This window comes from Christiangramia sp. 3-2217-3z (assembly GCF_051195275.1).
GTDB lineage: Bacteria > Bacteroidota > Bacteroidia > Flavobacteriales > Flavobacteriaceae > Christiangramia > Christiangramia marina.
In genome coordinates this window covers 125,530-146,682 of sequence record NZ_JBNJLI010000002.1, presented here as the reverse complement: position 1 = coordinate 146,682, position 21,153 = coordinate 125,530, and the positions used below count along the sequence as shown (strand labels likewise).

Annotated in this window: 21 protein-coding genes; 14 read left to right on the top strand and 7 right to left on the bottom strand. The window is 38.1% G+C overall.

Annotated elements, in window-relative coordinates:
• Positions 1-24: 24 nt before the first annotated feature.
• The 3 genes from ACSHZO_RS03995 to ACSHZO_RS03985 all read right to left on the bottom strand — a co-directional run bounded on the left by ACSHZO_RS03995 (position 25) and on the right by ACSHZO_RS03985 (position 2,919).
• Positions 25-327 carry a helix-turn-helix domain-containing protein gene (locus ACSHZO_RS03995; protein WP_298246116.1) on the bottom strand — a complete coding sequence of 101 codons (303 nt, stop codon included), beginning with the start codon at positions 325-327 and terminating at the stop codon, positions 25-27.
• Between the two features lie 137 nt (positions 328-464).
• A complete protein-coding gene (locus ACSHZO_RS03990) occupies positions 465-1,679 on the bottom strand; it encodes a hypothetical protein (protein WP_298246117.1) in 1,215 nt (404 codons plus the stop codon).
• 4 nt (positions 1,680-1,683) lie between these two features.
• Positions 1,684-2,919, bottom strand: a complete 1,236-nt coding sequence (locus ACSHZO_RS03985; RefSeq protein WP_366877827.1) for a site-specific integrase — start codon at positions 2,917-2,919, stop codon at positions 1,684-1,686.
• A gap of 555 nt (positions 2,920-3,474) precedes the next feature.
• Here ACSHZO_RS03985 and ACSHZO_RS03980 point away from each other — a divergent pair.
• The 10 genes from ACSHZO_RS03980 to ACSHZO_RS03935 all read left to right on the top strand — a co-directional run bounded on the left by ACSHZO_RS03980 (position 3,475) and on the right by ACSHZO_RS03935 (position 11,749).
• Complete coding sequence (locus ACSHZO_RS03980; RefSeq protein ID WP_298246230.1) at positions 3,475-3,714, top strand: ribbon-helix-helix domain-containing protein; 240 nt, start codon at positions 3,475-3,477, stop codon at positions 3,712-3,714.
• Between the two features lie 834 nt (positions 3,715-4,548).
• The gene (locus ACSHZO_RS03975) at positions 4,549-5,022 is read left to right on the top strand and encodes a UpxY family transcription antiterminator (protein ID WP_298246119.1); all 474 of its coding nucleotides are present in this window, start codon (positions 4,549-4,551) and stop codon (positions 5,020-5,022) included.
• Positions 5,023-5,136: 114 nt separating this feature from the next.
• Positions 5,137-6,153, top strand: coding sequence for an NAD-dependent epimerase (locus ACSHZO_RS03970; RefSeq protein WP_298246120.1), 1,017 nt, complete (start codon positions 5,137-5,139; stop codon positions 6,151-6,153).
• Between the two features lie 20 nt (positions 6,154-6,173).
• Positions 6,174-6,962 carry a 3'(2'),5'-bisphosphate nucleotidase CysQ gene (cysQ, locus tag ACSHZO_RS03965; RefSeq protein ID WP_298246121.1) on the top strand — a complete coding sequence of 263 codons (789 nt, stop codon included), beginning with the start codon at positions 6,174-6,176 and terminating at the stop codon, positions 6,960-6,962.
• A 35-nt stretch (positions 6,963-6,997) separates the two neighbouring features.
• Positions 6,998-7,873 carry a glucose-1-phosphate thymidylyltransferase RfbA gene (gene rfbA, locus ACSHZO_RS03960; protein ID WP_298246122.1) on the top strand — a complete coding sequence of 292 codons (876 nt, stop codon included), beginning with the start codon at positions 6,998-7,000 and terminating at the stop codon, positions 7,871-7,873.
• Positions 7,870-8,880 carry a dTDP-glucose 4,6-dehydratase gene (gene rfbB, locus ACSHZO_RS03955; protein ID WP_298246123.1) on the top strand — a complete coding sequence of 337 codons (1,011 nt, stop codon included), beginning with the start codon at positions 7,870-7,872 and terminating at the stop codon, positions 8,878-8,880. Before rfbA ends, rfbB begins: the two co-directional genes overlap by 4 nt.
• A gap of 136 nt (positions 8,881-9,016) precedes the next feature.
• Positions 9,017-9,490 (top strand): hypothetical protein, encoded by a 474-nt coding sequence (locus ACSHZO_RS03950; RefSeq protein WP_298246124.1) that lies wholly within the window; start codon positions 9,017-9,019, stop codon positions 9,488-9,490.
• A 95-nt stretch (positions 9,491-9,585) separates the two neighbouring features.
• Entirely contained in the window at positions 9,586-10,587 is a 1,002-nt protein-coding gene (locus ACSHZO_RS03945) for a PAS domain-containing protein (protein WP_298246125.1), read from the top strand.
• Between the two features lie 5 nt (positions 10,588-10,592).
• Entirely contained in the window at positions 10,593-11,366 is a 774-nt protein-coding gene (locus tag ACSHZO_RS03940) for a sensor histidine kinase (protein WP_298246126.1), read from the top strand.
• Positions 11,363-11,749 (top strand): response regulator, encoded by a 387-nt coding sequence (locus tag ACSHZO_RS03935; protein WP_298246127.1) that lies wholly within the window; start codon positions 11,363-11,365, stop codon positions 11,747-11,749. Before ACSHZO_RS03940 ends, ACSHZO_RS03935 begins: the two co-directional genes overlap by 4 nt.
• Positions 11,750-11,799: 50 nt before the next feature.
• On the opposite strand, the gene ACSHZO_RS03930 is transcribed toward ACSHZO_RS03935, so the two are convergent.
• From ACSHZO_RS03930 to ACSHZO_RS03920, 3 genes are all read right to left on the bottom strand, one after another.
• Positions 11,800-12,129, bottom strand: coding sequence for a hypothetical protein (locus ACSHZO_RS03930; RefSeq protein WP_295180871.1), 330 nt, complete (start codon positions 12,127-12,129; stop codon positions 11,800-11,802).
• A gap of 147 nt (positions 12,130-12,276) precedes the next feature.
• Positions 12,277-12,894, bottom strand: coding sequence for a metallophosphatase domain-containing protein (locus ACSHZO_RS03925; RefSeq protein ID WP_298246128.1), 618 nt, complete (start codon positions 12,892-12,894; stop codon positions 12,277-12,279).
• Between the two features lie 79 nt (positions 12,895-12,973).
• Entirely contained in the window at positions 12,974-13,186 is a 213-nt protein-coding gene (locus ACSHZO_RS03920; protein WP_298246129.1) for a hypothetical protein, read from the bottom strand.
• Positions 13,187-13,370: 184 nt separating this feature from the next.
• Between ACSHZO_RS03920 and ACSHZO_RS03915 the strand changes: the two genes are divergently transcribed.
• Positions 13,371-14,894 (top strand): hypothetical protein, encoded by a 1,524-nt coding sequence (locus ACSHZO_RS03915; RefSeq protein WP_298246130.1) that lies wholly within the window; start codon positions 13,371-13,373, stop codon positions 14,892-14,894.
• Here ACSHZO_RS03915 and ACSHZO_RS03910 read toward each other — a convergent pair.
• A complete protein-coding gene (locus tag ACSHZO_RS03910; RefSeq protein ID WP_298246131.1) occupies positions 14,891-15,718 on the bottom strand; it encodes a universal stress protein in 828 nt (275 codons plus the stop codon). The two genes, ACSHZO_RS03915 and ACSHZO_RS03910, sit on opposite strands and share 4 nt — an antisense overlap.
• Positions 15,719-15,880: 162 nt before the next feature.
• Here ACSHZO_RS03910 and rimP point away from each other — a divergent pair, with 162 nt between their 5' ends.
• Genes rimP through infB form a run of 3 tightly spaced genes read left to right on the top strand, consistent with a single transcriptional unit; the run spans position 15,881 to position 20,464 of the window.
• Positions 15,881-16,342, top strand: a complete 462-nt coding sequence (gene rimP / locus ACSHZO_RS03905) for a ribosome assembly cofactor RimP (protein WP_298246132.1) — start codon at positions 15,881-15,883, stop codon at positions 16,340-16,342.
• 12 nt (positions 16,343-16,354) lie between these two features.
• A complete protein-coding gene (gene nusA, locus ACSHZO_RS03900; RefSeq protein ID WP_295180859.1) occupies positions 16,355-17,587 on the top strand; it encodes a transcription termination factor NusA in 1,233 nt (410 codons plus the stop codon).
• Between the two features lie 51 nt (positions 17,588-17,638).
• Positions 17,639-20,464 carry a translation initiation factor IF-2 gene (infB, locus tag ACSHZO_RS03895; RefSeq protein WP_298246133.1) on the top strand — a complete coding sequence of 942 codons (2,826 nt, stop codon included), beginning with the start codon at positions 17,639-17,641 and terminating at the stop codon, positions 20,462-20,464.
• Positions 20,465-21,153 lie beyond the last annotated feature (689 nt).

Here is a 21,153-nt window from a genome sequence, read left to right as displayed (position 1 = left end):
GAGCTGTAACTCTACTACGCTTTTTTATTTGTATGAAGGTTTTATAAGGCCTGGGCTGTTCCTGGCCGTATCTAATAATTCTCTCTTGGAATAAAAAACAGAACTTCCAATTTGATAGAAAGGAATGAGATTTTTCTTCTTCCATTGAATTAAACATTGTTCAGATTTTCCAAGAAATTTAGCAGCTTCTTTTTGTGTCAGTCTATCTTCTTCGCTGTGAATAACGGTTTGATTTACAAGCTCAGTCTTACGAAGTCTTTTTACTACTAATTCAATAGTGTTTTCTAGATCTTTCTTAGTAAAGCCGTAAAGAATTGGGTTGGACATATTTTATAGATTTAGTTAAACAATTCATCTCTGTGTTGTTCTGCTAAATTCTATGAAAATGCTAATAAAAGAGAAAACCACATTTTTATGTGGGTAGATAATATCGACAATTAGTGGTTTTGAAGGCTGTAATTGTTCTATAGATGTAGGTGGTAATCTATTTTTTCAACTATTAATTTTGGAGACTCTGTTTTCTTATAATATTCGTCTCGAAAGGTTTGAAAAGAATTTGTGTACAAGTCCAGCTTGAGAAGTTTTAAAAGCTGAAAAAGATCATAAACCTTAAATTGTACAATAGGAGTAGAGGACTTTCTTTCTGTTTTTGAATTACTGTCAGTTTTTTGGCTTCCTGACCAGTCTTTAAAATATTTCAGAATCGAGATTAATTCATAAACACGATCGTTGAACACATTGAGATTAGGTGTTTCCATATGCTCCACTTTATTAGTTGAAACGTGGAAAAAGGCTGTGAAAACCTTGATTAATTCCCTTTTTTCATTGTCTTCATTTTTATTTAATTTCAACCAAATAAAGAATATTGTATTAAGCTTTTTTATATTGTAATGAAAGGTCAGGAGTTTTCTAACTCTTCTTTTTTTGGCTTCTATTAAGGATTCTTTAGTGTTGATTTGTAAATTATCAACCCCTATATTCTTTTGAAACTTAATTCCAATAATAATTCTAACAAGTCCTATTTCATCAGTTCTTACGTAGATAAATCCGCATTTTTGCTTATAGTTCTTTATTAGCTCAGTTCCTGTTCTCTTTTTAATCTCTTGTGGTAGAGAATGTAATTCCCTCTTATTATATACAGAGCCCTCTATGTGATTGAATTTTTTGTTATTATGATTCTTTTTTAATGGTTTTCCATATGCTTTAGAAATGTCATTCTCGATAATTTTAACCCAATCAGTTTTAGAGAAGAGAAAGGGTGAGATAGCTAATAGATTAGGTTTGTTTAAGATTATGATGTCAGGTTTCGTTAAACTCCATTCTAGATCATTTAAATGATAATCAGTTTTAATCTTACTTAAGTTGTCTGATATTTCAGTTACTAAATAGTCGTCAATTCCATTTATAAACTCACTCCAGGAATATTGTGCTTTAGAACAGTCTTCTGCTTTATATTCATATTTAAAGGATTTCTCATTTTCATGGTAAAACTCTTCGCCAATTATATCTCGATATGCTTTGTAAAATTTTTCTCTAACCCTAATGCAATAAAATGCCCTATCAATAGGATTGAGATAATTCATCTCTTCTAAATAAAATACCATCTGGAATAATCGTGGATGTTTGTTTTTGAGTGTTTTAATGTATTTAGATTGAGGATCTATTTCGTGTTTGAACATAACTTTAGAATTTATTCCAGGTATTATCCATTTCCTGCTTTTTAAAATCTTCAGCAATTTCTACATAGCGTTTAAAGGAATTCTCGTCTTTATGGCCAGTAATATTTCTAACTACCATTTCTTTCATCCCCAGGATTAAAGAATTGGTTACAAAAGTTTTTCGTGCGGTATGACTAGTAATTAATTTATGTTTCGATTGCACTTTATCTACCCTTCTTTGTCCTATATATCTGGTTGTATTAATTTGAGTGTTGATTTCCACTATTTCACAACATTCCTTTATATACTTGTTGAATTTTTGTCCTGAAATCGCTGGTAAGGGTTCGTAGATGGTATCTGAATATTTTTCTAAGATTGCCTGAGCAAAATTATTCAGTGGAATTTTATGATCTATGCTCTTAGTCTTTTGGATGTTTAACCGTATATGATCAGAATAGATATTTGAAGGCTTTAGTTGCTTAATATCGCTAAAACGAAGTCCCGTAAAACAACCGAAGCAATAGAAATCCCTAACATGCTCCAATCGTTTTGATTTAAAATCATGTTTGTAGAGCTTCATCAATTCATCCATAGTAAGATAAATGACTTCTATTGTATTATGAACCGTCTTAAATTTTTTGAATTCGAGGTTTTCATGGTAATTCCTTTCAAAAGCCCAGTTCATAAATGTTTTGATTCCGGCAATTAACCTTCCGAAATAATTGTTAAGGGTGTTTCTTTCATTAAAAGCATAGTCTCGGAATTTTTCATAGAAATCAAAGTTTATATTGTTGAAACTCAAATCATAGTTTGAATATTCCTGGAAGTCTTTAATGAAATTTATAGTGGAAACATATTTCTTAATTGTGCCTTCTGCTTTTGAGCTTCGGTTTGTTTCAATGAATTCATCAAAAGATTCAATGAATTTTGGAGCTATAGAATTAGTCCCGAAATTTTTATTGTCTAGTTGTCTAAGAATATAATTTTTATCTGCAATTATATCATTAAGAAGAGCATAGCGAAATATGAGTTTAACACGATTTTCTAGATCATCCAATTGTTTATTGTACTCTACGTGATAATTATATTCTTCCGATTTTAAGTTGGGTTTAATCCTCTCGTTTTTCCAATATTTTCCAAGGGTTTTTACGTTGTGAACGCTTTTTCTTATTCGTTCTCCGTTGGAAGTGATAAGCATTCTTACAGGCATCAGCCCATTTTTGGTAATTTTATCTTTTCTTAGAGTGAAGGAAACCTGCATAATTATTAATAGAAATTAACGGACTGTAATAAAAAACTTTATAAAATTAGTTAAAATCGATTAAGCAGGGGGCGAAATAGGGGGAAATATTTCAGTTAAACACTATTTAAATTTGTCAAATTACATTCCTATAGTAGCAGTACCAGTATAGTATATAAAGTTAACAAGGGTTTTAAAAAATTGAAAAAGTATGGTAGCCCTAGTAGGCCAACAAAAATGTTAAAAACCCAAACTGAAAAGTTTGGGTTTTTTTGTTTTATATATTGTAAGGGCGAGAAGCGTGTGCCGAGCCTGTCGAAGTAAGCTTTAAGAAAGGTGCTTGCCCGAGGATACTCTCGAAGTTGTTTATGAAATGAAATTTCATATCAGTAAATCTTAGTATATTTTCCTACGCCATTTTAGATGCTTATGCGGCCATCCTGAGCCTGTCGAAGGAGGCCTGTCGAAGGAAGTCTGTCGAAGGAAGTTATTCCATCAAAACTTTATTCTACAGAATATTCGGTTGGATAATTCGTGTCTGATGCGATTTTGATGCTTTACATCAAACCAGCTATTATGTCCAGACAAAGTATTTCCTTCACAAAGCCAAATGATGAGTGGCTAAAATCTAAAGTTGATAATCAAGAATATTCCAGCAAAAGTGAACTGTTAAATGATTTGATAAGACAAGCCCGAAATCAACAAATTCAGATTGATTATGCCAAAGATAAGATTGAGAAAGCTGAGAAAAGCGGATTTACAAAAGACAGTAAAGAACAAATTCTAGCGCAATCGAAATCTTTGCTTAATGGTTAATTACAAATTAAGTAATCTTACTAAGAAGAATTAATTAGAATACATCAATTTGGAATAAAGCGACTCGGAGTTATTCAAGCCGACAAATATTTTGAGAGGTTTTTCGAATACTTCGATATGATTGCAGAACGACTTTTCGCATTCGAATCTATTGATTTTATAAAACCTGGTTACCGAAGATATGTTTGTGGGTCAGATTCCAACTATTATAGAGTATTGAAAAATTCCGTTGAGATAATAACTGTCATCGGCAGACAGGATCTGAGTAACATTTAACCAGAAACCGGTTTGAGATAATGCAAAAAAGGAATAAACCCTATATGTCTGAACCCGCTCTCTAATTTCTATAACAACTATTATAGAGAAAATCATACCACCATCCTGAATCTTTCGAAGGATGCTTGTTAAAAAAAATCAGAGAATAGGCGGTCGTATATAATACCAATATTTCTTGTCAAATAATAGGTTTTAGAAAAGACATTGCCGCCATCCTGAGCTTGTCGAAGGAAGCCTGTCGAAGGGAGCCTTTCGAAATCAAATCACCAATTTACATCAACCAATATATAAAAAGTCTTCTTACTTCTTCGGAAGGCTGCGAATCCAAAATTTAGTTTTTAAAACTATAGAATATTCAGGTTCCTGAAGTCACTTCCAATAAGGCCCGGTATTCCTGGAAATACCTCTTTAGAATTATTCACTTAAAAACCGATATTCTGAAGCAATGGTTTTCAGCCTTCTAAAAAATTGTTCCGCAGGTTTAAAATAACGAACTTTGTGCACTTATAGTTTCAAGACCCTACTGTGAAATCGAATACTCATTAAATCTATCGCAGTATGCCGTGGTATGTAGCAAGAACAAGATCACAACACGAGATCAAAACTTCAGAATATCTCTCCAAAATGGGATTAGAGGTATTCTGCCCTACGATCGTGGAAGTCCGTCAATGGAGCGACCGTAAGAAGAAAGTTACCGTTCCATTATTCAGATCCTATATTTTTGTAAATATCACTGAGGCTGAGAGGTCAAGGGTGTTTGAAGCTCCCGGAGTGGTGAATTTTTTGCAATGGCTCAATAAACCGGCGATCGCTAAGGATGCCGAGATCGATGCTATACGGTCATGGCTTAATAATGATAAGATCTCAGATCTGGAAGTTACCCAGTTTAAACCCGGAGATCAGGTAAAACTTAAATCGGGTAAAATGGCGAATCAAACGGCAGTAATCAAAGAAGTTGGTGATAAAAAGCTAAAACTGATCCTCGAAGAACTTGGCTGGATACTTACCGCCAGTGTACATGACGTAGTTTAAGAATACTTAGCTTCTTAAAATTATAATTTATCGGTTAATTCCAATATTTTAGCAGCGAACTGACAGAAATGGAATGTTTTCTGCAGTTTTTGATCGTTTGAGCTCATAATCTCTATGAAGATATTAGTTACCGGGGCAGCCGGATTTATTGGATTTCACCTGTGCAAAAAACTTTTGCAGGAAGGTCATACTGTAATTGGTCTGGATAATCTTAATGATTATTACTGCCCATCCCTTAAAATTGGACGTCTTGCTGAATTAGGAGTTAATGTAGCGGCAGATTCTGCATTTAATCAGCCGGTGAAGAGTCAGCAGTATCCCGATTTCATTTTCCATAAAATGGACCTTCAGGATCGCGAAAATTTACCTGGAATTTTTAAAGCTTACCAGTTTGATATGGTTTGTAATCTTGCAGCACAGGCGGGAGTACGCTATAGTATTGAAAATCCTCAGGCATATATAGACAGTAATCTTGTGGGGTTTGCCAACATTCTGGAATGCTGCCGACTTTATAACATTAAGGATTTCGTATATGCCAGTTCTTCCAGCGTATATGGACAGAACAAAAAAGTTCCATTTTCCGAAGAAGATAGAGTAGATGAGCCTATTAGTTTATATGCGGCAACGAAGCGCAGCAATGAACTGATGGCGTATACCTATAGTCATCTCTTCGGAATTCGCTGTACAGGTTTACGGTTTTTTACAGTATATGGGCCTTGGGGACGACCAGATATGGCGATGTTTCTATTTGTAAATGCTATCAAAAATGGAGAACCTATCCGGGTGTTCAACGAAGGGAACCTGGAAAGAGACTTTACCTTTGTAGATGATATCATCAATGGAGTGAACGCGGTGATCAATGATTCGGATACTAATAAGAATGCACTACACCGCATATTTAATATTGGAAACAGCCAGCCGGTAAAGTTGCTGGATTTTATCGAGGAGATCGAAAAGCAGTTAGGGATCAAGGCTAAAAAGAATTTGATGCCCATGCAGCAGGGAGATGTAAATAGAACCTGGGCAGACTCACGGCCGCTAATGCAGCGTTATGGCTATCAGCCCAAAATTGACATAGAGGAAGGAATCAAACAATACCTGCAATGGTTTGAAATATTTTATAAGATTTGAGAAATTACTTTAAAAACGACATGCAAAATAATTTAGAGATAGCGATCGAAGCTTCGCTGGAAGCGGGCAAAAGGATCATGGAAATTTACGAGAACGAAGATTTTGAAGTAGACTTTAAAGGAGATGATTCTCCGCTTACTAAAGCCGACCTTGCTTCTCACCAGATTATCATGCAGCATCTGTCTGCAACAGATATTCCGGTGCTTTCAGAAGAAGGAAGATATCTTTCGTATGAAGAGCGTAAGAACTGGTCCAGCCTATGGATTGTGGATCCTATCGATGGCACCAAAGAATTCATCAAAAAGAATGGTGAGTTTACGGTCAATATTGCCCTGGTAAGAGATCAAAAACCTGTACTGGGAGTCATTTATGTTCCCGCACTTCGGGAATTGTATTATGCTTCGGAAGAAGCCGGTTCCTACAAAGTAGATAACGTTGTTGATTTCGACGTAATGGAAAGTCTGGAGGCTTCCGCAGTAAAACTTCCGAAGAAAAATAAGAATAAAAGCTTTACCGTTGTTGCTAGTAAATCTCACCTTTCCGAAGAAACCAAAGACTATATTGAAAAGCTGAAAAATAAGCATGGAGAAGTGGAAAGTATCTCCAAGGGCAGCTCTTTAAAACTTTGTATGGTAGCAGAAGGTAAGGCAGATGAGTATCCGCGTTTTGCTCCTACCATGGAGTGGGATACGGCAGCAGGACAGGCGATCTGTACTTTTGCCGGCAAAATCGTTTATGATCATAAAACCGGAAAGGATATGTTGTACAATCGCGAAAACCTGCTGAATAACTGGTTTCTGGTGAAATAGCTAGCTTTGCAGCGAGGCGATCTAAAATATAGAAAATGAAAGGAATTATTCTTGCCGGAGGTTCAGGCACCCGATTGTATCCTATTACCAAAGGGGTTTCCAAGCAACTGCTGAATGTGTATGACAAACCCATGATCTATTATCCGCTTTCGGTCCTGATGCTGGCCGGGATCAGGGAAGTTTTGATCATTACGACCCCGGAGGATCTTAGTAATTTTGAAAAACTGCTGGGTGATGGGAAGGATCTGGGCATGGACTTTCAATATGCGGTACAGGAGTCACCAGATGGTCTGGCGCAGGCTTTTATCATTGGAGAAGAATTTATAGATGGTGATGATGTTGCTTTGATTCTTGGAGATAATATTTTCTACGGACATGGGTTTACAAGTTTACTTCGGAAGTCGGTCGCTACGGTCGAACAAGAGCAGAAAGCCGGAGTTTTTGGATACTATGTCAACGAGCCATCCAGGTATGGAGTGGCAGAATTTGATGCTGAAGGTAACGTACTCAGCGTGGAAGAGAAGCCGGAATTACCAAAATCCAATTATGCGATCGTAGGTCTGTACTTTTTCCCAAATTCGGTTGTGGAAGTCGCTAAAAACGTAAAGCCCAGCAAACGCGGAGAGCTGGAAATCACTTCGGTGATCCAGTCATATCTAGAGGATCAAAATTTGAAAATGGAGATCATGCACAGGGGTTACGCCTGGCTGGATACGGGAACTCATGAATCTATGCTGGAAGCAGGGAATTTTATTCATACCCTGGAAAAAAGACAGGGACTTAAAGTAGCCTGTCTGGAAGAGATCGCTTATGAAAAAGGTTATATAAGCAAGCAGGATCTGGCACAACTGGCAGAAAAACTGGGGAAATCATCCTATGGAGAATATTTATTAAAGAGAGCGGGACAATGAGCAATCTAAACAAAACGATCCTGGTTACCGGTGGTGCAGGTTTTATAGGATCTAATTTTATACCCTATTACCTGGAGCAAAATCCGGAACAGCATATTATTAACCTGGATGCGCTTACCTATGCGGGTAATCTGGAGAATCTTAGCGAAGTGGAAGCCAATCCTCGTTATACCTTTATTAAAGGAGACATCCGCAACCGTGAACTGCTGGAAAAGATCTTTCAGGAAAATCATATAACCGGAGTGATACATTTTGCGGCGGAATCTCACGTAGATAATTCGATTAGCAATCCGGGTGTTTTTATCGAAACCAATGTGAACGGAACATTTAATCTTCTGGACGTCGCCTTCAAAACCTGGATGAAAGCGCCTTTTGAATACAGAGAGGAATATAGAGATTGTAGATTCCATCATATTTCAACAGATGAGGTGTATGGAAGTCTTGGGGAAACCGGGTATTTTACTGAAGAAACCCCCTATGCTCCAAATTCTCCTTATTCGGCTAGCAAGGCAGCTTCAGATATGGTGGTGCGCAGTTATCATCATACGTATGGAATGAATACGGTCATTACGAATTGCTCCAATAATTTCGGACCAAAACAGCATAAAGAAAAATTGATTCCTACCATCGTTCGCAAAGCCCTGAGCGGAGATGATATTCCCATTTATGGTAACGGAAAGAATGTGCGTGACTGGTTATATGTTTTGGATCATGTAAAAGCGATTAGTCTGGTTTATGCGGAAGGCAAAGCAGGCGAAGTGTATAATATTGGAGGTGACGCAGAAATGCAGAATATAGAGCTTGCTTATAAGATCTGTAAATTGCTGGATGAACTAAAACCGAAGAATTCCGGAAGTTACAGCGAACAGATCACCTTTGTAAAGGACCGGGCAGGGCACGACCAGCGCTACGCCATCGACGCTAGTAAGATTAGGTCTCAATTAAACTGGAAACCAGATTCAGAATTTGAAGATGCTTTGAGGGAAACCATAACTTGGTACATGTAATAACATATACCCGGCTATTCGCCGGGTTTTTTTATACCTCAATATCTATATTTCTGTACTGAATAAGTTATACATATTTAGCTATATTTGAATCTTAACATTTCAAAGTCTCGTTCAACAGGCCTGAACCCACTGAATGTCAAAAACTAACCATAACCCTACCTCGCCAGGTTTGAACCTGAAGCTTTTGCTGATCTCTCTGGTTAGTGCACTGGTGCTTGTGATCCTGGGGTTCTTTATGCTGTGGCAGCGTTACCAGATCCTGGTAGACGACAGGCAAACTGAAATGTCTTCCATGATTGATGTGGTAGCTCAGAATATCGACCAATCTCTTAAATACAGTTATTCGGCAGCTCTTTCACTGGCATTGCAGATCGATGAAAAGGGTGAGATCGACAATTTTGAGCTCATTGCATCTCAACTGGTAGATAACAACCCAAATATTGATGCGATACAGATAGTACCCGATGGCGTTATTACCAAAGTATATCCATCTGAGGAGAATAAGGACGCTATTAACTATAATATTCTTGAAGATGCTACCCGTAATCAAGAAGCCCTGGAAGCGATCGAACGTAAACGTATGTTTTCGCTGGACCTTTCGAACTGAAACAGGGTGGTCTTGCCGTTGTAGGACGATTACCTGTATTTATAAAAAATGACTTCTGGGGCTTTGTTGCCGTCATCATAAAGTTTGATAATTTGATGCATCAGTCTGGAATACAAGAGTTATCTGGCGATGACTATCAATTTCAGTTTTCTAAGATTAACCCAGTTTCAGAAAAAGAAGAATTTTTTCTGAAATCCAGACCAGATCTTCACGAAAGTTATTCCGAAGTGATCACTCTGCCAGATGGAGAATGGCGGATATATATTATTCCGCAATCACTACATCAGCCATTTTTAAGACTTATTCCGGTTGCTTTGCTTATGATTTTTTTCGGGGGAGCGGTTGCCTTTATAATCTATCAGATTTTAAAACGTCCTGTGATCATGCAGCAGCGAATGAAGTCGCAAGCAGGAGAACTGGCTGAAAGTGAGCAGCGTTTTAGAACGATCTTTAACCAGGCGGCTATCGGGATGGCCCGTCTTGATACCAACACCGGGCTCATCCTTGAAACCAATAAGAAATTTCAGCAATTACTAGGTTATCCTGAAGACTACCTGGTGGGTAAATCACATATCGATATTACCCATCCAGATGATAACGAAAGGAATATTGAGCTAATTGAAAAACTCAGGAATAATGAGATCAATCAATACAGTCTACAAAAACGCCTTATTAGAAGCGATGGAAAAATCATCTGGATAAATCTAAGTGTTTCGCCTTTATGGGCGGAAGGAGAGCAGGCAACTTCGCAGATTGCACTTATCGAAGATATTTCTGCCAGGATGGAGACAAAGCAGTTGTTGATCGATAATGAGAACCGCTTCCGAACCCTCGTGGAAAATAGTGATGAGATCATACTTATCGTGGATACAGAAAATAGTGTTCGTTATTATTCTCCTTCACTAGCTAAGGTCTCCAAATATGAAGAGATTGATTTTACCGCTCATGGAGTTTTACATTATATTCATCCAGATGATCATGACCTTTTAAGACAAAAGATCGAGTACTCTTATACGAAACCTAACCTACCCATTGCCGATATTATCCTTCGGGTAAAAAATGCGGAAGACCACTGGTTCTGGGTAATGCGACGCTAACCAATATGCTGGAGGTTCAGAATGTGAATGGATTCGTGGTGAACCTTCGGGATATTACAGAAAAGCGCGAAGCGGAACTCAACCTTGTAAAATCTTATGAACTGGTGATGGAGCAGAATAAACGTCTGCTAAACTTTGCTTATATAGTTTCACACAATCTACGCTCTCATGCCAGTAATATGCAGTCTATTCTGGAATTGTATACTGAAGAAGATTCAGTAGAGGAAAAGGATCGGTATATAGAATTGCTTCAGAAAGTATCGGGCAATCTTGACCAGTCTTTACATGATTTGAATGATGTGGTTTCCATTAGCACAAATATGGATATTAGTATTCAAAAAATTAATGTGCGGGAAATGCTGGAAAATACACTGGAAATTCTAATTCCGCAAATTAACCGGAAGGAGGCTAGAATTCGAAATAAAGTTCCGGCTGAGATGGAGGTTTCCTTTAACGCGGCTTATATGGAAAGCGTATTATTAAATTTCCTTACCAACGCGCTTCTTTATACCGATAAATCCAGGACTCCGGAAATTATTATTTCTGGCTATCTAAAAAATGAGCGATGGGTGCTTGAAGTGGAGGATAATGGAATTGGGATAGATATGGATGCTTATGGTGATAAGATCTTCGGACTCTATAAAACTTTTTCCAGTAGAAAAGACGGTCGTGGTGTAGGTCTTTTCATTACAAAAAACCAGGTGGAGGCTATGGGAGGTTCGGTTGATGTGGAGAGTACGCCGGGAGAAGGGACGACTTTTAAAGTTTATTTTAAATGACAGATAAGATAGCAGTGATAGACGATGATGAGGTCTATCAAATGATCATTAGCCGGTACATCGAAAAATCTGGCGCTTTCAGGATGGCAGAATATTACCAGTTTCCAAAGGAGGCATTGAAGTACTATAGTAACAATAAAGAGAATTTACCTTCAGTGATGTTACTGGATATTAATATGCCCTTAATGGATGGCTGGCAGTTTCTGGAGGCGTTGCAATCTCAATTTCCGGAAGTTTATGATCATACAAAGATTTACATCGTGACCTCGTCGATCGCATTTTTAGATAAAGAACGTTTTGAGAATTTTCCGAAGTTGGCAGGTTTTCTATCGAAACCTTTGAATGTAGATAAGCTTAAAGAGATAGGAGGGAGTCAGAAATAAAAAAGTTCGGTGTAGGGACCGAAACTTTATAGATACTTGAAGAATTTTTACTAAGCTGCTGAAGTAATATTGTAATGAGAAAGAATAGTCTCATAAAAAAAGATGCTTTTTTCATCCTTTTTAAGACAGGATTGTAAAAATCTTTCCAGGTCCATACACTCAAAAGTAATGTTTGTATATTTTTTATGGCCAACTGGTAATTGTAATTCGATAGTTTGCTCGTCATAGTTGATCTGCACATTCTTAGCTTCGAAATATTTTTTTACGATGGCTCTATGCATTAACTGAAAATTCGAGGACTCCAGATTCTTATTTGAAATACTGTATGAAATAAGATTTTTAACCTCATCTATTAACTCCGGGGTAGTAAAATTGTTCATTATGAAAGTATTGATAGGTGTATTGATGTATGATTAACAATTGCTAAATTACTATTAGACAGGCTAAAAGCTGTTAATAAAAATCTAATACTTCCCTTATTAATAAATTTTTAACCTTACCCAAAATTTGTTTACAAAAATTTTAGATTATAGATCTAGAACCATCGGTGAACGCACGATACTGCCAGCTTCATCAAGAATTGAGAGATTGTAAAACGAAGTTTTGTTCCGTTTGAGGTAGCCTGAAGAGTAATGAATATGTCCAAACAAATGGATTTGCGGCTGAACGAAGTCTAATGTTTTCAACAATTCCTCACATCCCAAACGTTCTCCAGAAGCAATTTGGTCCATGATGCCGTATGGAGGAGTATGAGTGATTAGTACATCTGTATCTTCAGGGATCTTGTTCCAGTGCCTTTGCATGGCCATACCTCTTTCTCTGTTAAATGCCCAGTTCTCCAATCCTGGAGTAACGGGTGAGCCCCAGAATTTTGTTCCTTCAATAATCAATTCGTGATCGAGGAGTACTTTGATGCCTTCGGGAATGCTTTTTAACAACTCCTTCTTTTCAAAATAAAAATCGTGATTACCTGGTATTAGGATTTTGTAGGAATGAGGTTGATCACTCATCCATTTCAGGAAATTATTTGTTTCATTCCGGGTGCCACCATCTGTACAATCGCCGGCATGAATAAGCACGTCACCCTCGGGAATGGGTAAATGATGATGTAAATTATGAGTGTCTGCAAGACAAACGAGCCTCATGCTAATTAAATTGGTTGAGTTTAAAACAAAAAAAATCCGTTGATGCAAATCAACGGATTTAATTCTTCTTTCTCAATTATTATTCTTCATCTTCCGATCCTAACTGGAGCATTTCTCCATTAGCTGGTAAGACTTTATCAATCGTTTTCAAAATTCCAAAGGCGACGATCGCAGCAGTTACTACGAAAAATATAAATTTAACCAGCAAACTTTCACTGATTACCAGACTGTAAAACCCGAGAAATAACTCGACCATTACAAATAAAACTTTTACACCGACCTTTAAAAACATTTTTTTCTAATTATTACCCTACAAATATAGCGTGCAATAAGCTTAGGTTGAAAGTTTAAAAATAAGTTTGACGAATATTTAACTTTGGTAACTTCTGGCTCACAATCTTTTAAGTTAAATATTCTTAATTCAGCCAGAATGATGCCTGCCGAATAGTAAATTGGCTCACCTAAATCTTGGTAAATTGAAAAAATCAAGCAAAATCGCTATTGGAGTTTTGATCGCAATTGGTGTTCTCGCTCTTATTTTAGTGATCGCGAACAACATTCTGGAGAGTAAGATCAAGAAAGGAATAGAGAAAAATCTGGATTCTGCAAATGCGGTGTATAAAAAGGTCGATGTGAAGCTTTTAAATCGTTCTGCGGAAGTGATCGATGCTGCCATTAGTATTCGCGGTAAAATGTTGAAAGTTGATACCATCAGATTAAATGATATCGAGATTCTTGAGTATTTGACTAACAAGAATATCGTTATTGAGGACCTAAGAATTTCCAATCTTGAAGTGAAGATCTTTAAAATTAAGAAGAAAGAGAATGATACGTCCACTTCTAAAAAACAGAATAGTTTTAAAAATAAGATTAGGATCAAGTCGGTTAGAGTTTCCGGGGGGAGTCTGAAGATCTTTGAAAAAGATAGTTCCAATCATAGATTTTACTCAAAACTGCGTGATATTAGTATGGAGCAGGTGCGAATTGATTCAACCTCTCTAAAGGAATCGGTGCCATTTAATTATGACCTTATCCTTCTGAATATTGATAGCTTGTATTATGATCTGAATGATCTTCAGAAATTGTATGTTGGCGACCTTGTGATCAGGAATGACGATGTGAAGATTACCGATTTCCAGCTTAAACCGAAGTTCTCCAGAAATGAGCATCAGCAGAATATTAGTAAAGAAACCGACTGGTATGATTTGGAGATCGATAGTATCGGGATGCAGGGGCTTACCTGGAGTTTGCAAAATGACAGCCTGAAAATTGGAAATTCTCTCACACATATAGATCAATTCAATTTTGTGATCTACAGGGATAAGTTACAGCCAGATGACAATAGTATTAAGCCTTTATATAGTCAAATGCTTCGGGAAATGCCTGTGCTATTGCAAATTGATAGCATAAGTTTTACGAACGGGTATCTCAAGTACGAAGAGAAGATTCATGCAGATCGCGAGCCGGGAACTGTAGATTTTTCTAATATGAATTTTCAAATAAGCCAGATATCCAATGTGAATCTTGATAAGCAGGATTTTCCGGAAACCGTGATAAAGGCTCAGGCAGATTTTATGGAAACGGCATCTCTGGATGTGAATTGGAGTTTTAATATTGCTGATACCCAGGATCGTTTTAATATAAGCGGGGAACTTGGCAGGATCGCTGCGGAACAGATCAATGAATTCATGAAGCCCGCCATGAATGTACAGGCACATGGAGAAATTGAAGATATGTACTTTAATTTCGTAGGTGGACCTTACACGGCTAAGGGTGATATGCGCTTGGAGTATAAGGATTTTAAGATCGAAGTATTACAGAAGGATGGAAAAGAGAAGAACAAAGTCGTATCTGCACTGGCGAATCTTATCGTGAAGAATAAAGCGCAGAATAGTAAAGCAAATCATAAAGATATTGCTGTAGACAGGGACAGAACTAAATCTTTCTGGAACTATCTCTGGAATATGATCAAAAATGGAGCTTTGAAAGCATTTATTTAAATTCTGAAAGTTACTACCGGTCTGTTGGCATGATTGACGAGGTCTTCGCTAATGCTTCCATTGAAAAAGTGTGCGAGACCTTTACGACCATGCGTTCCAATTCCAAGCAGGTCTGCTCCTCGCTTACGTGCAAAATTCAGAATACCTTTTTCAACGCTTATATCATTATATATATGAATATTGGTTTCCAGCTCCGGATATTCTTCTGTAAATTTCAGTATTCTTTTAGTAGCTTCCGCAGTGCTCAAAAAGTCATTAGGCGTGTTTACAAATAACAGGTGCATTTGCGTATCGATTGCCCGGGCAAATTTCATGGCCCTGGAAAGCAGGTCTTTTTGATCTGAAGTAGCATCTGTAGCGAACACGAAATTTTCAATTCTGAAGTCAGGGATCTCATTTTTGATCACCAGTACAGGAATCTCAGAATTACGCACGACCTTCTCTGTATTGGAACCAATGAACATTTCCTGGTAGCCGCTGGCACCATGTGAACCCATCACGATCATTTCGCAATTATTCTCCTGACTAATTTCAATAATACCTTCAAAAGCACGGTGAAACTGAACGGTTTCGTGCACCTTTATTCCTTCAAGATAGTCTGCCATTTTTAATCTGGAAAATCTTTGATGCGCTAGCTTCATAAAAAATAATGCTTCAGGAACATTCTGGCTACTGCCATGTACCGGGTCGATCAACATCATGGGTAGCTCCAGCATATGGAGCAAATAGATCTCACTGTCGAATTTTCGGGCCAGTTGTGCAGCGACTTTAAGAGCTTTTTCGGCCTGATCGCTGAAATCGGTGGGAACTAGAATATTTTTCATAATTCGAAGTAATAGATTGAAGGTGAAGTCTCTATTAAATTTACGAAGAATATTTCATTTCCTCTGGCGTTTTTATACTTGAAAAATATTGCTATATTTGCAGCGTTGAAACTAAAATTTTGGTACAGCGAGGGGACAGAAGTCCCCTCTTTTTATAAACATATGCTGAAGGATAAAGTAGAAAAATTAGCAGAGCAGGTCTTTGAAGAGAATAAGAACTTATTCTTAATAAGCCTTGACATAAACTCCGCTAATCACATAAAGATCGTCATAGACGGTGATGAGGGAGTTTCAGTAAATGATTGTATTACAGTAAGTCGCGGGATCGAGCATAATCTCGACAGGGAAGAGGAAGATTTTTCGCTGGAAGTGACTTCTGCAGGGGTTTCTGAACCTTTGAGCTTACCAAGGCAATACAGGAAAAACATAGGTCGCAGGCTGAAAGTGAAAACTGAAAATGATAAATTTGAAGGAGATCTTCTGGCTGCAGACGAAAAAGAGATCAAGCTAGCCTGGAAAGCCAGGGAGCCCAAGCCGGTAGGTAAAGGGAAGGTCACAGTTGATAAAGAGGCAACATTGCCTTATGATGAGATTGTGGAAGCGAAAGTTAAAATAACATTTTAATCACAAATTGATATGGAAAATATCGCGTTGATTGAATCATTCTCAGAATTTAAGGATGATAAGCTTATAGACAGGGTTACGCTTATGGCGATCCTGGAAGACGTTTTCAGAAATGCTTTGAAGAAAAAGTATGGAGAAGACGATAATTTTGATATTATTGTAAACCCTGATAAAGGAGATCTTGAGATCTGGAGAAACCGGATCGTTGTTGCAGATGGTGAAGTGGAAGATTCCAATAGGGAAATTTCTCTTGCTCAAGCCAGAAGGATCGAACCCGATTTTGAAGTTGGTGAAGATGTTTCAGAAGAAGTGAAGCTTATTGACCTTGGAAGAAGAGCTATTTTGGCATTACGTCAAAACCTGATCTCTAAGATCCATGAGCATGATAACACGAATATTTATAAGCAGTTTAAAGATCTTGAAGGAGAGATTTATACTGCAGAAGTTCATCATATAAGGCACAGAGCAATCATTCTCCTTGATGACGAGGGCAATGAAATTGTGCTTCCTAAAGACCGCCAGATTCCATCAGATTTCTTCAGAAAAGGAGAAAACGTACGCGGGATCATTGAAAGCGTGGAGTTAAAAGGTAACAAGCCTACCATTATCATGTCCCGAACCGCACCAGGTTTCCTTGAGAAGTTATTCGAGCAGGAAATCCCAGAAGTGTTCGATGGTTTAATTACTATCAAAAAAGTTGTTCGTGTACCTGGTGAAAAAGCGAAAGTAGCAGTAGATTCTTATGATGATAGGATCGATCCTGTAGGTGCCTGTGTAGGAATGAAAGGTTCTCGTATTCACAGCATTGTTCGTGAGCTTGGAAATGAAAACATCGATGTGATCAATTTCACCAATAATGAGCAGTTATTCATCACAAGAGCTCTGAGCCCTGCGAAGATAACCAGCATTAAAATGAATGAGGAAGCTAAAACTGCTGAGGTAATGCTGAAGCCGGAAGAAGTTTCCAAAGCCATTGGTAGAGGTGGTCACAACATTAGACTGGCCGGGCAGTTAACCGGTTATGAGATCGATGTTTATAGAGAAGGTGTTGAAGAAGATGTGGAGTTAAAAGAGTTTACAGACGAAATTGAAGATTGGGTGATCGCCGAATTTTCAAAAATTGGTCTGGATACTGCAAAGGCTGTATTGGAACAGGATGTTGATGATCTTGTACGTCGTACAGACCTTGAGGAAGAAACCATCAAAGACGTTATGTCGGTTCTTCGCTCAGAATTTGAAGAATAATATTTTTTTAATATAGAATACATTAAAAGAGGTTAATTTAGAGGGCAATTTATGGCAGAAGCGAAAACAACGCGATTAAATAAAGTTCTACGTGAGTTCAATATCTCGTTAGACAGGGCTGTGGAATATCTTACTTCCAAAGGCTACGAGATTGATGCACGTCCAACTACCAAGATCTCGGGAGAAATCTACGAGGTGCTTTCTGACGAGTTCCAAACCGATAAGAGTAAAAAGGTTGCTTCCAAAGAAGTAGGAGAAGAGAGAAAGAAGGAGAAGGAGGAACTTCGCAAGGAAATAGAGGAAAAGCGTAAAGCTGAAGAGGTGAAGAAAGAAGAAGTTTCTACTTCCCGAGCCAAGCTTGCCGGTCCTAAAACGGTTGGTAAGATAGACCTGGACAAAAAGCCCGGAGCGCAAACTCCTGCGGAAGAATCCTCTAAAGAAACTGAAGAAGTAAAAGAAACTCCAGCTGAACCTGTCAAAGAAGCGGAGAAGACTACTGAAGAAAAAGAACAACCAGCAAAATCTGCAGAGAAGCCTAAAGAGGTTCCTGCGGAAAAACCTGCTGAGAAAAAAGAAGCTCCTGCTCCTAAGAAGGAGGAAGCGCCGGTTGCTAATAAAGAAGAAGGGAAGCCAGAAGTGAAAACTGAGGCTAAAGCTGAAACTGAAAAAGCTCCAGAAGCTACTGTAGAGAAGAAGGAAGAAGGTTCTGATACGATCAAGACCAACTATACGAAGCTCGACGGACCTAACTTCACCGGTAAGAAGATCGACCTTTCACAGTTCAAGAAACCTGTCAAGAAGAAAGACGAGAAGAAAACCGAATCTAAGGACGAAAAGGACAAGCGTAAGAAACGTCGTCGCCGCATCAGTAAAGATGTAAAAGGTGGTGGAGGTAACAGTCCGCGTGGTGCAGCTGCTAAAAAAGGCGGAAGAGCAAGAAGCAAACCTATTACCAAAGAAGAACCAACCGAAGAAGAAGTACAAAAACAAGTACGTGAAACTCTGGAGAAACTTCAGGGTAAATCTTCCAAAGGTAAAGGGGCTAAGTATAGAAGACAGAAAAGAGACGAACACAGGCAACGTTCTGCAGATGATCTTGCACAGCAGGAATCTGATGATAAGATCTTAAAGGTAACAGAATTCGTTACTGTAAGTGAAGTCGCAACGATGATGGATGTGCAGGTAACTAAGATTATCTCAGCATGTATGTCTCTTGGAATGATGGTAACCATGAATCAGCGTCTTGATGCTGAAACATTAACTATCGTTGCTGAAGAATTTGGCTATGAAGTTGAGTTCACCACAGCAGATGTAGAAGAAACTGTTGAAGAAGTTGAAGAGAATCCTGAAGATCTTGTAACCAGAGCTCCTATTGTAACTGTAATGGGTCACGTGGATCATGGTAAAACATCCTTACTGGATTATGTTCGTAAAGAGAATGTAATTGCCGGTGAGAGTGGAGGGATCACTCAGCATATCGGAGCTTACGGAGTTGAGCTTGATGGCGGACAAAAAATCGCATTCCTGGATACTCCTGGTCACGAAGCCTTTACGGCGATGCGTGCTCGTGGTGCACAGGTAACAGATATCGCGATCATTGTGATTGCGGCAGATGATGATGTGATGCCTCAAACAAAAGAAGCGATCTCTCACGCACAGGCTGCAGGAGTACCGATCATCTTCGCGATCAACAAATCTGATTTGCCAACGGCAAATCCAGAAAGGATAAAAGAAAAACTTGCCCAGATGGATCTTCTTGTAGAAGACTGGGGTGGTAAGATTCAGTCCCATGATATTTCCGCCAAAACAGGAGCTGGCGTAAAAGAATTACTTGAAAAAGTACTTCTGGAAGCAGAAATCCTGGAACTGAAGGCGAATCCCAAGAAACTTGCCAAAGGTACCGTGGTGGAAGCATTCCTTGATAAAGGGCGGGGTTATATTGCGACTATTCTTGTTCAGGCTGGTACTCTTAAGATTGGAGATTATGTACTTGCCGGTAGAAATAGTGGTAAGATCAAAGCTATGCATGATGAGCGTGGTCATGAGGTGAAAGAAGCCGGGCCTTCTACACCAGTGTCTATTTTAGGACTTGATGGTGCTCCTCAGGCAGGCGATACTTTCAAAGTAATGGAAGATGAGCGTGAAGCAAAAGATATAGCAGCACGTAGAACTCAGTTACAACGTGAGCAGAATGTTAGAACTCAGCGTCACATTACACTTGACGAAATTGGTAGACGTATCGCACTTGGTGACTTTAAAGAACTTAATATAATCTTGAAAGGGGATGTGGATGGTTCAGTAGAAGCGCTTACAGATAGTTTCCAGAAGCTTTCTACGGAAGAGATTCAGGTGAATATCATACACAAAGGAGTTGGTGCAATTACTGAAAGTGATGTACTGTTAGCTTCAGCATCTGATGCGGTAATTATAGGATTTAACGTTCGACCTGCAGGTAATGCCAGAATGGTGGCCGATAAGGAAGAAATTGATATCCGTACTTACTCGATCATCTACGATGCGATCAATGATCTTAAAGATGCGATGGAAGGCATGCTTTCACCAGAACTTAAAGAAGAGATCACTGGTACTGCAGAGATTAGAGAAACCTTTAAGATATCCAAGGTTGGTACAATCGCTGGTTGTATGGTAACCGCAGGAACTATTTACAGAAGTGCTGGAATACGACTTATTAGAGATGGTGTGGTTGTTTACACTGGAGAACTGGCTTCATTAAAACGATTCAAAGATGACGTTAAAGAAGTGAAGAAAGGCTACGATTGTGGTCTTCAGGTTAAGAACTACAACGACATTAGAGAAGGTGATGTAGTAGAAGCATTTAGAGAAGTAGAGGTTAAGAAAACCTTGAAATCAAAATAAACTGAGTAGGATACTCAAACGAAAAAAGCGGCTCATGTAGCCGCTTTTTTTTGTGAGTGGTGTCAACAGTATATATTGGAAATAAATTGGTGTCAAATTATCAGATTCATACTACTATTGGCTGCGTATTATTATATTCAATAGTGCTTGTTGATCTTGTTTCTGAAGTTTCAAATCAAACTTTTTGAAACCCTTTATAAAATGTTTTCAGGATTTCAGTGTCCTTTCGAAGGATTGTATTTCTGTATTTTTCGGTGCTTGGACATAGATTATGTTGCTAATTCATTAGAAGTAATTACATGAGCTGTATTTGCACTCCATAGCATTGGCTACTCGGGATAGAAATCATCTTATCTGAAAGAATATTTATATTTAGAATATTGTACAGGATTGTAAAGATCAATTACATGGGTAATCTCAAATTTCTGAATGATCTACAGTTCTAATAGAGCTGATATAATCCAGGATTAATTGATAATGCTATATGTTTTAAGTCGGTAGCATTTTAGAGTATTAATCCTCAGTATTGAGTATTATGCATTGTGCTATCAGGAAAACTATAGCTCTATCAAAGCTTTTTCCAGAATAAAAGCAGATGGATCAAACAGCAAACTGCCATATTTTCCACTCAAATTCTTTGAGACAGTTGGGAATATGGGTAAAGAGACTTTGATTAAAAACCTGAATTA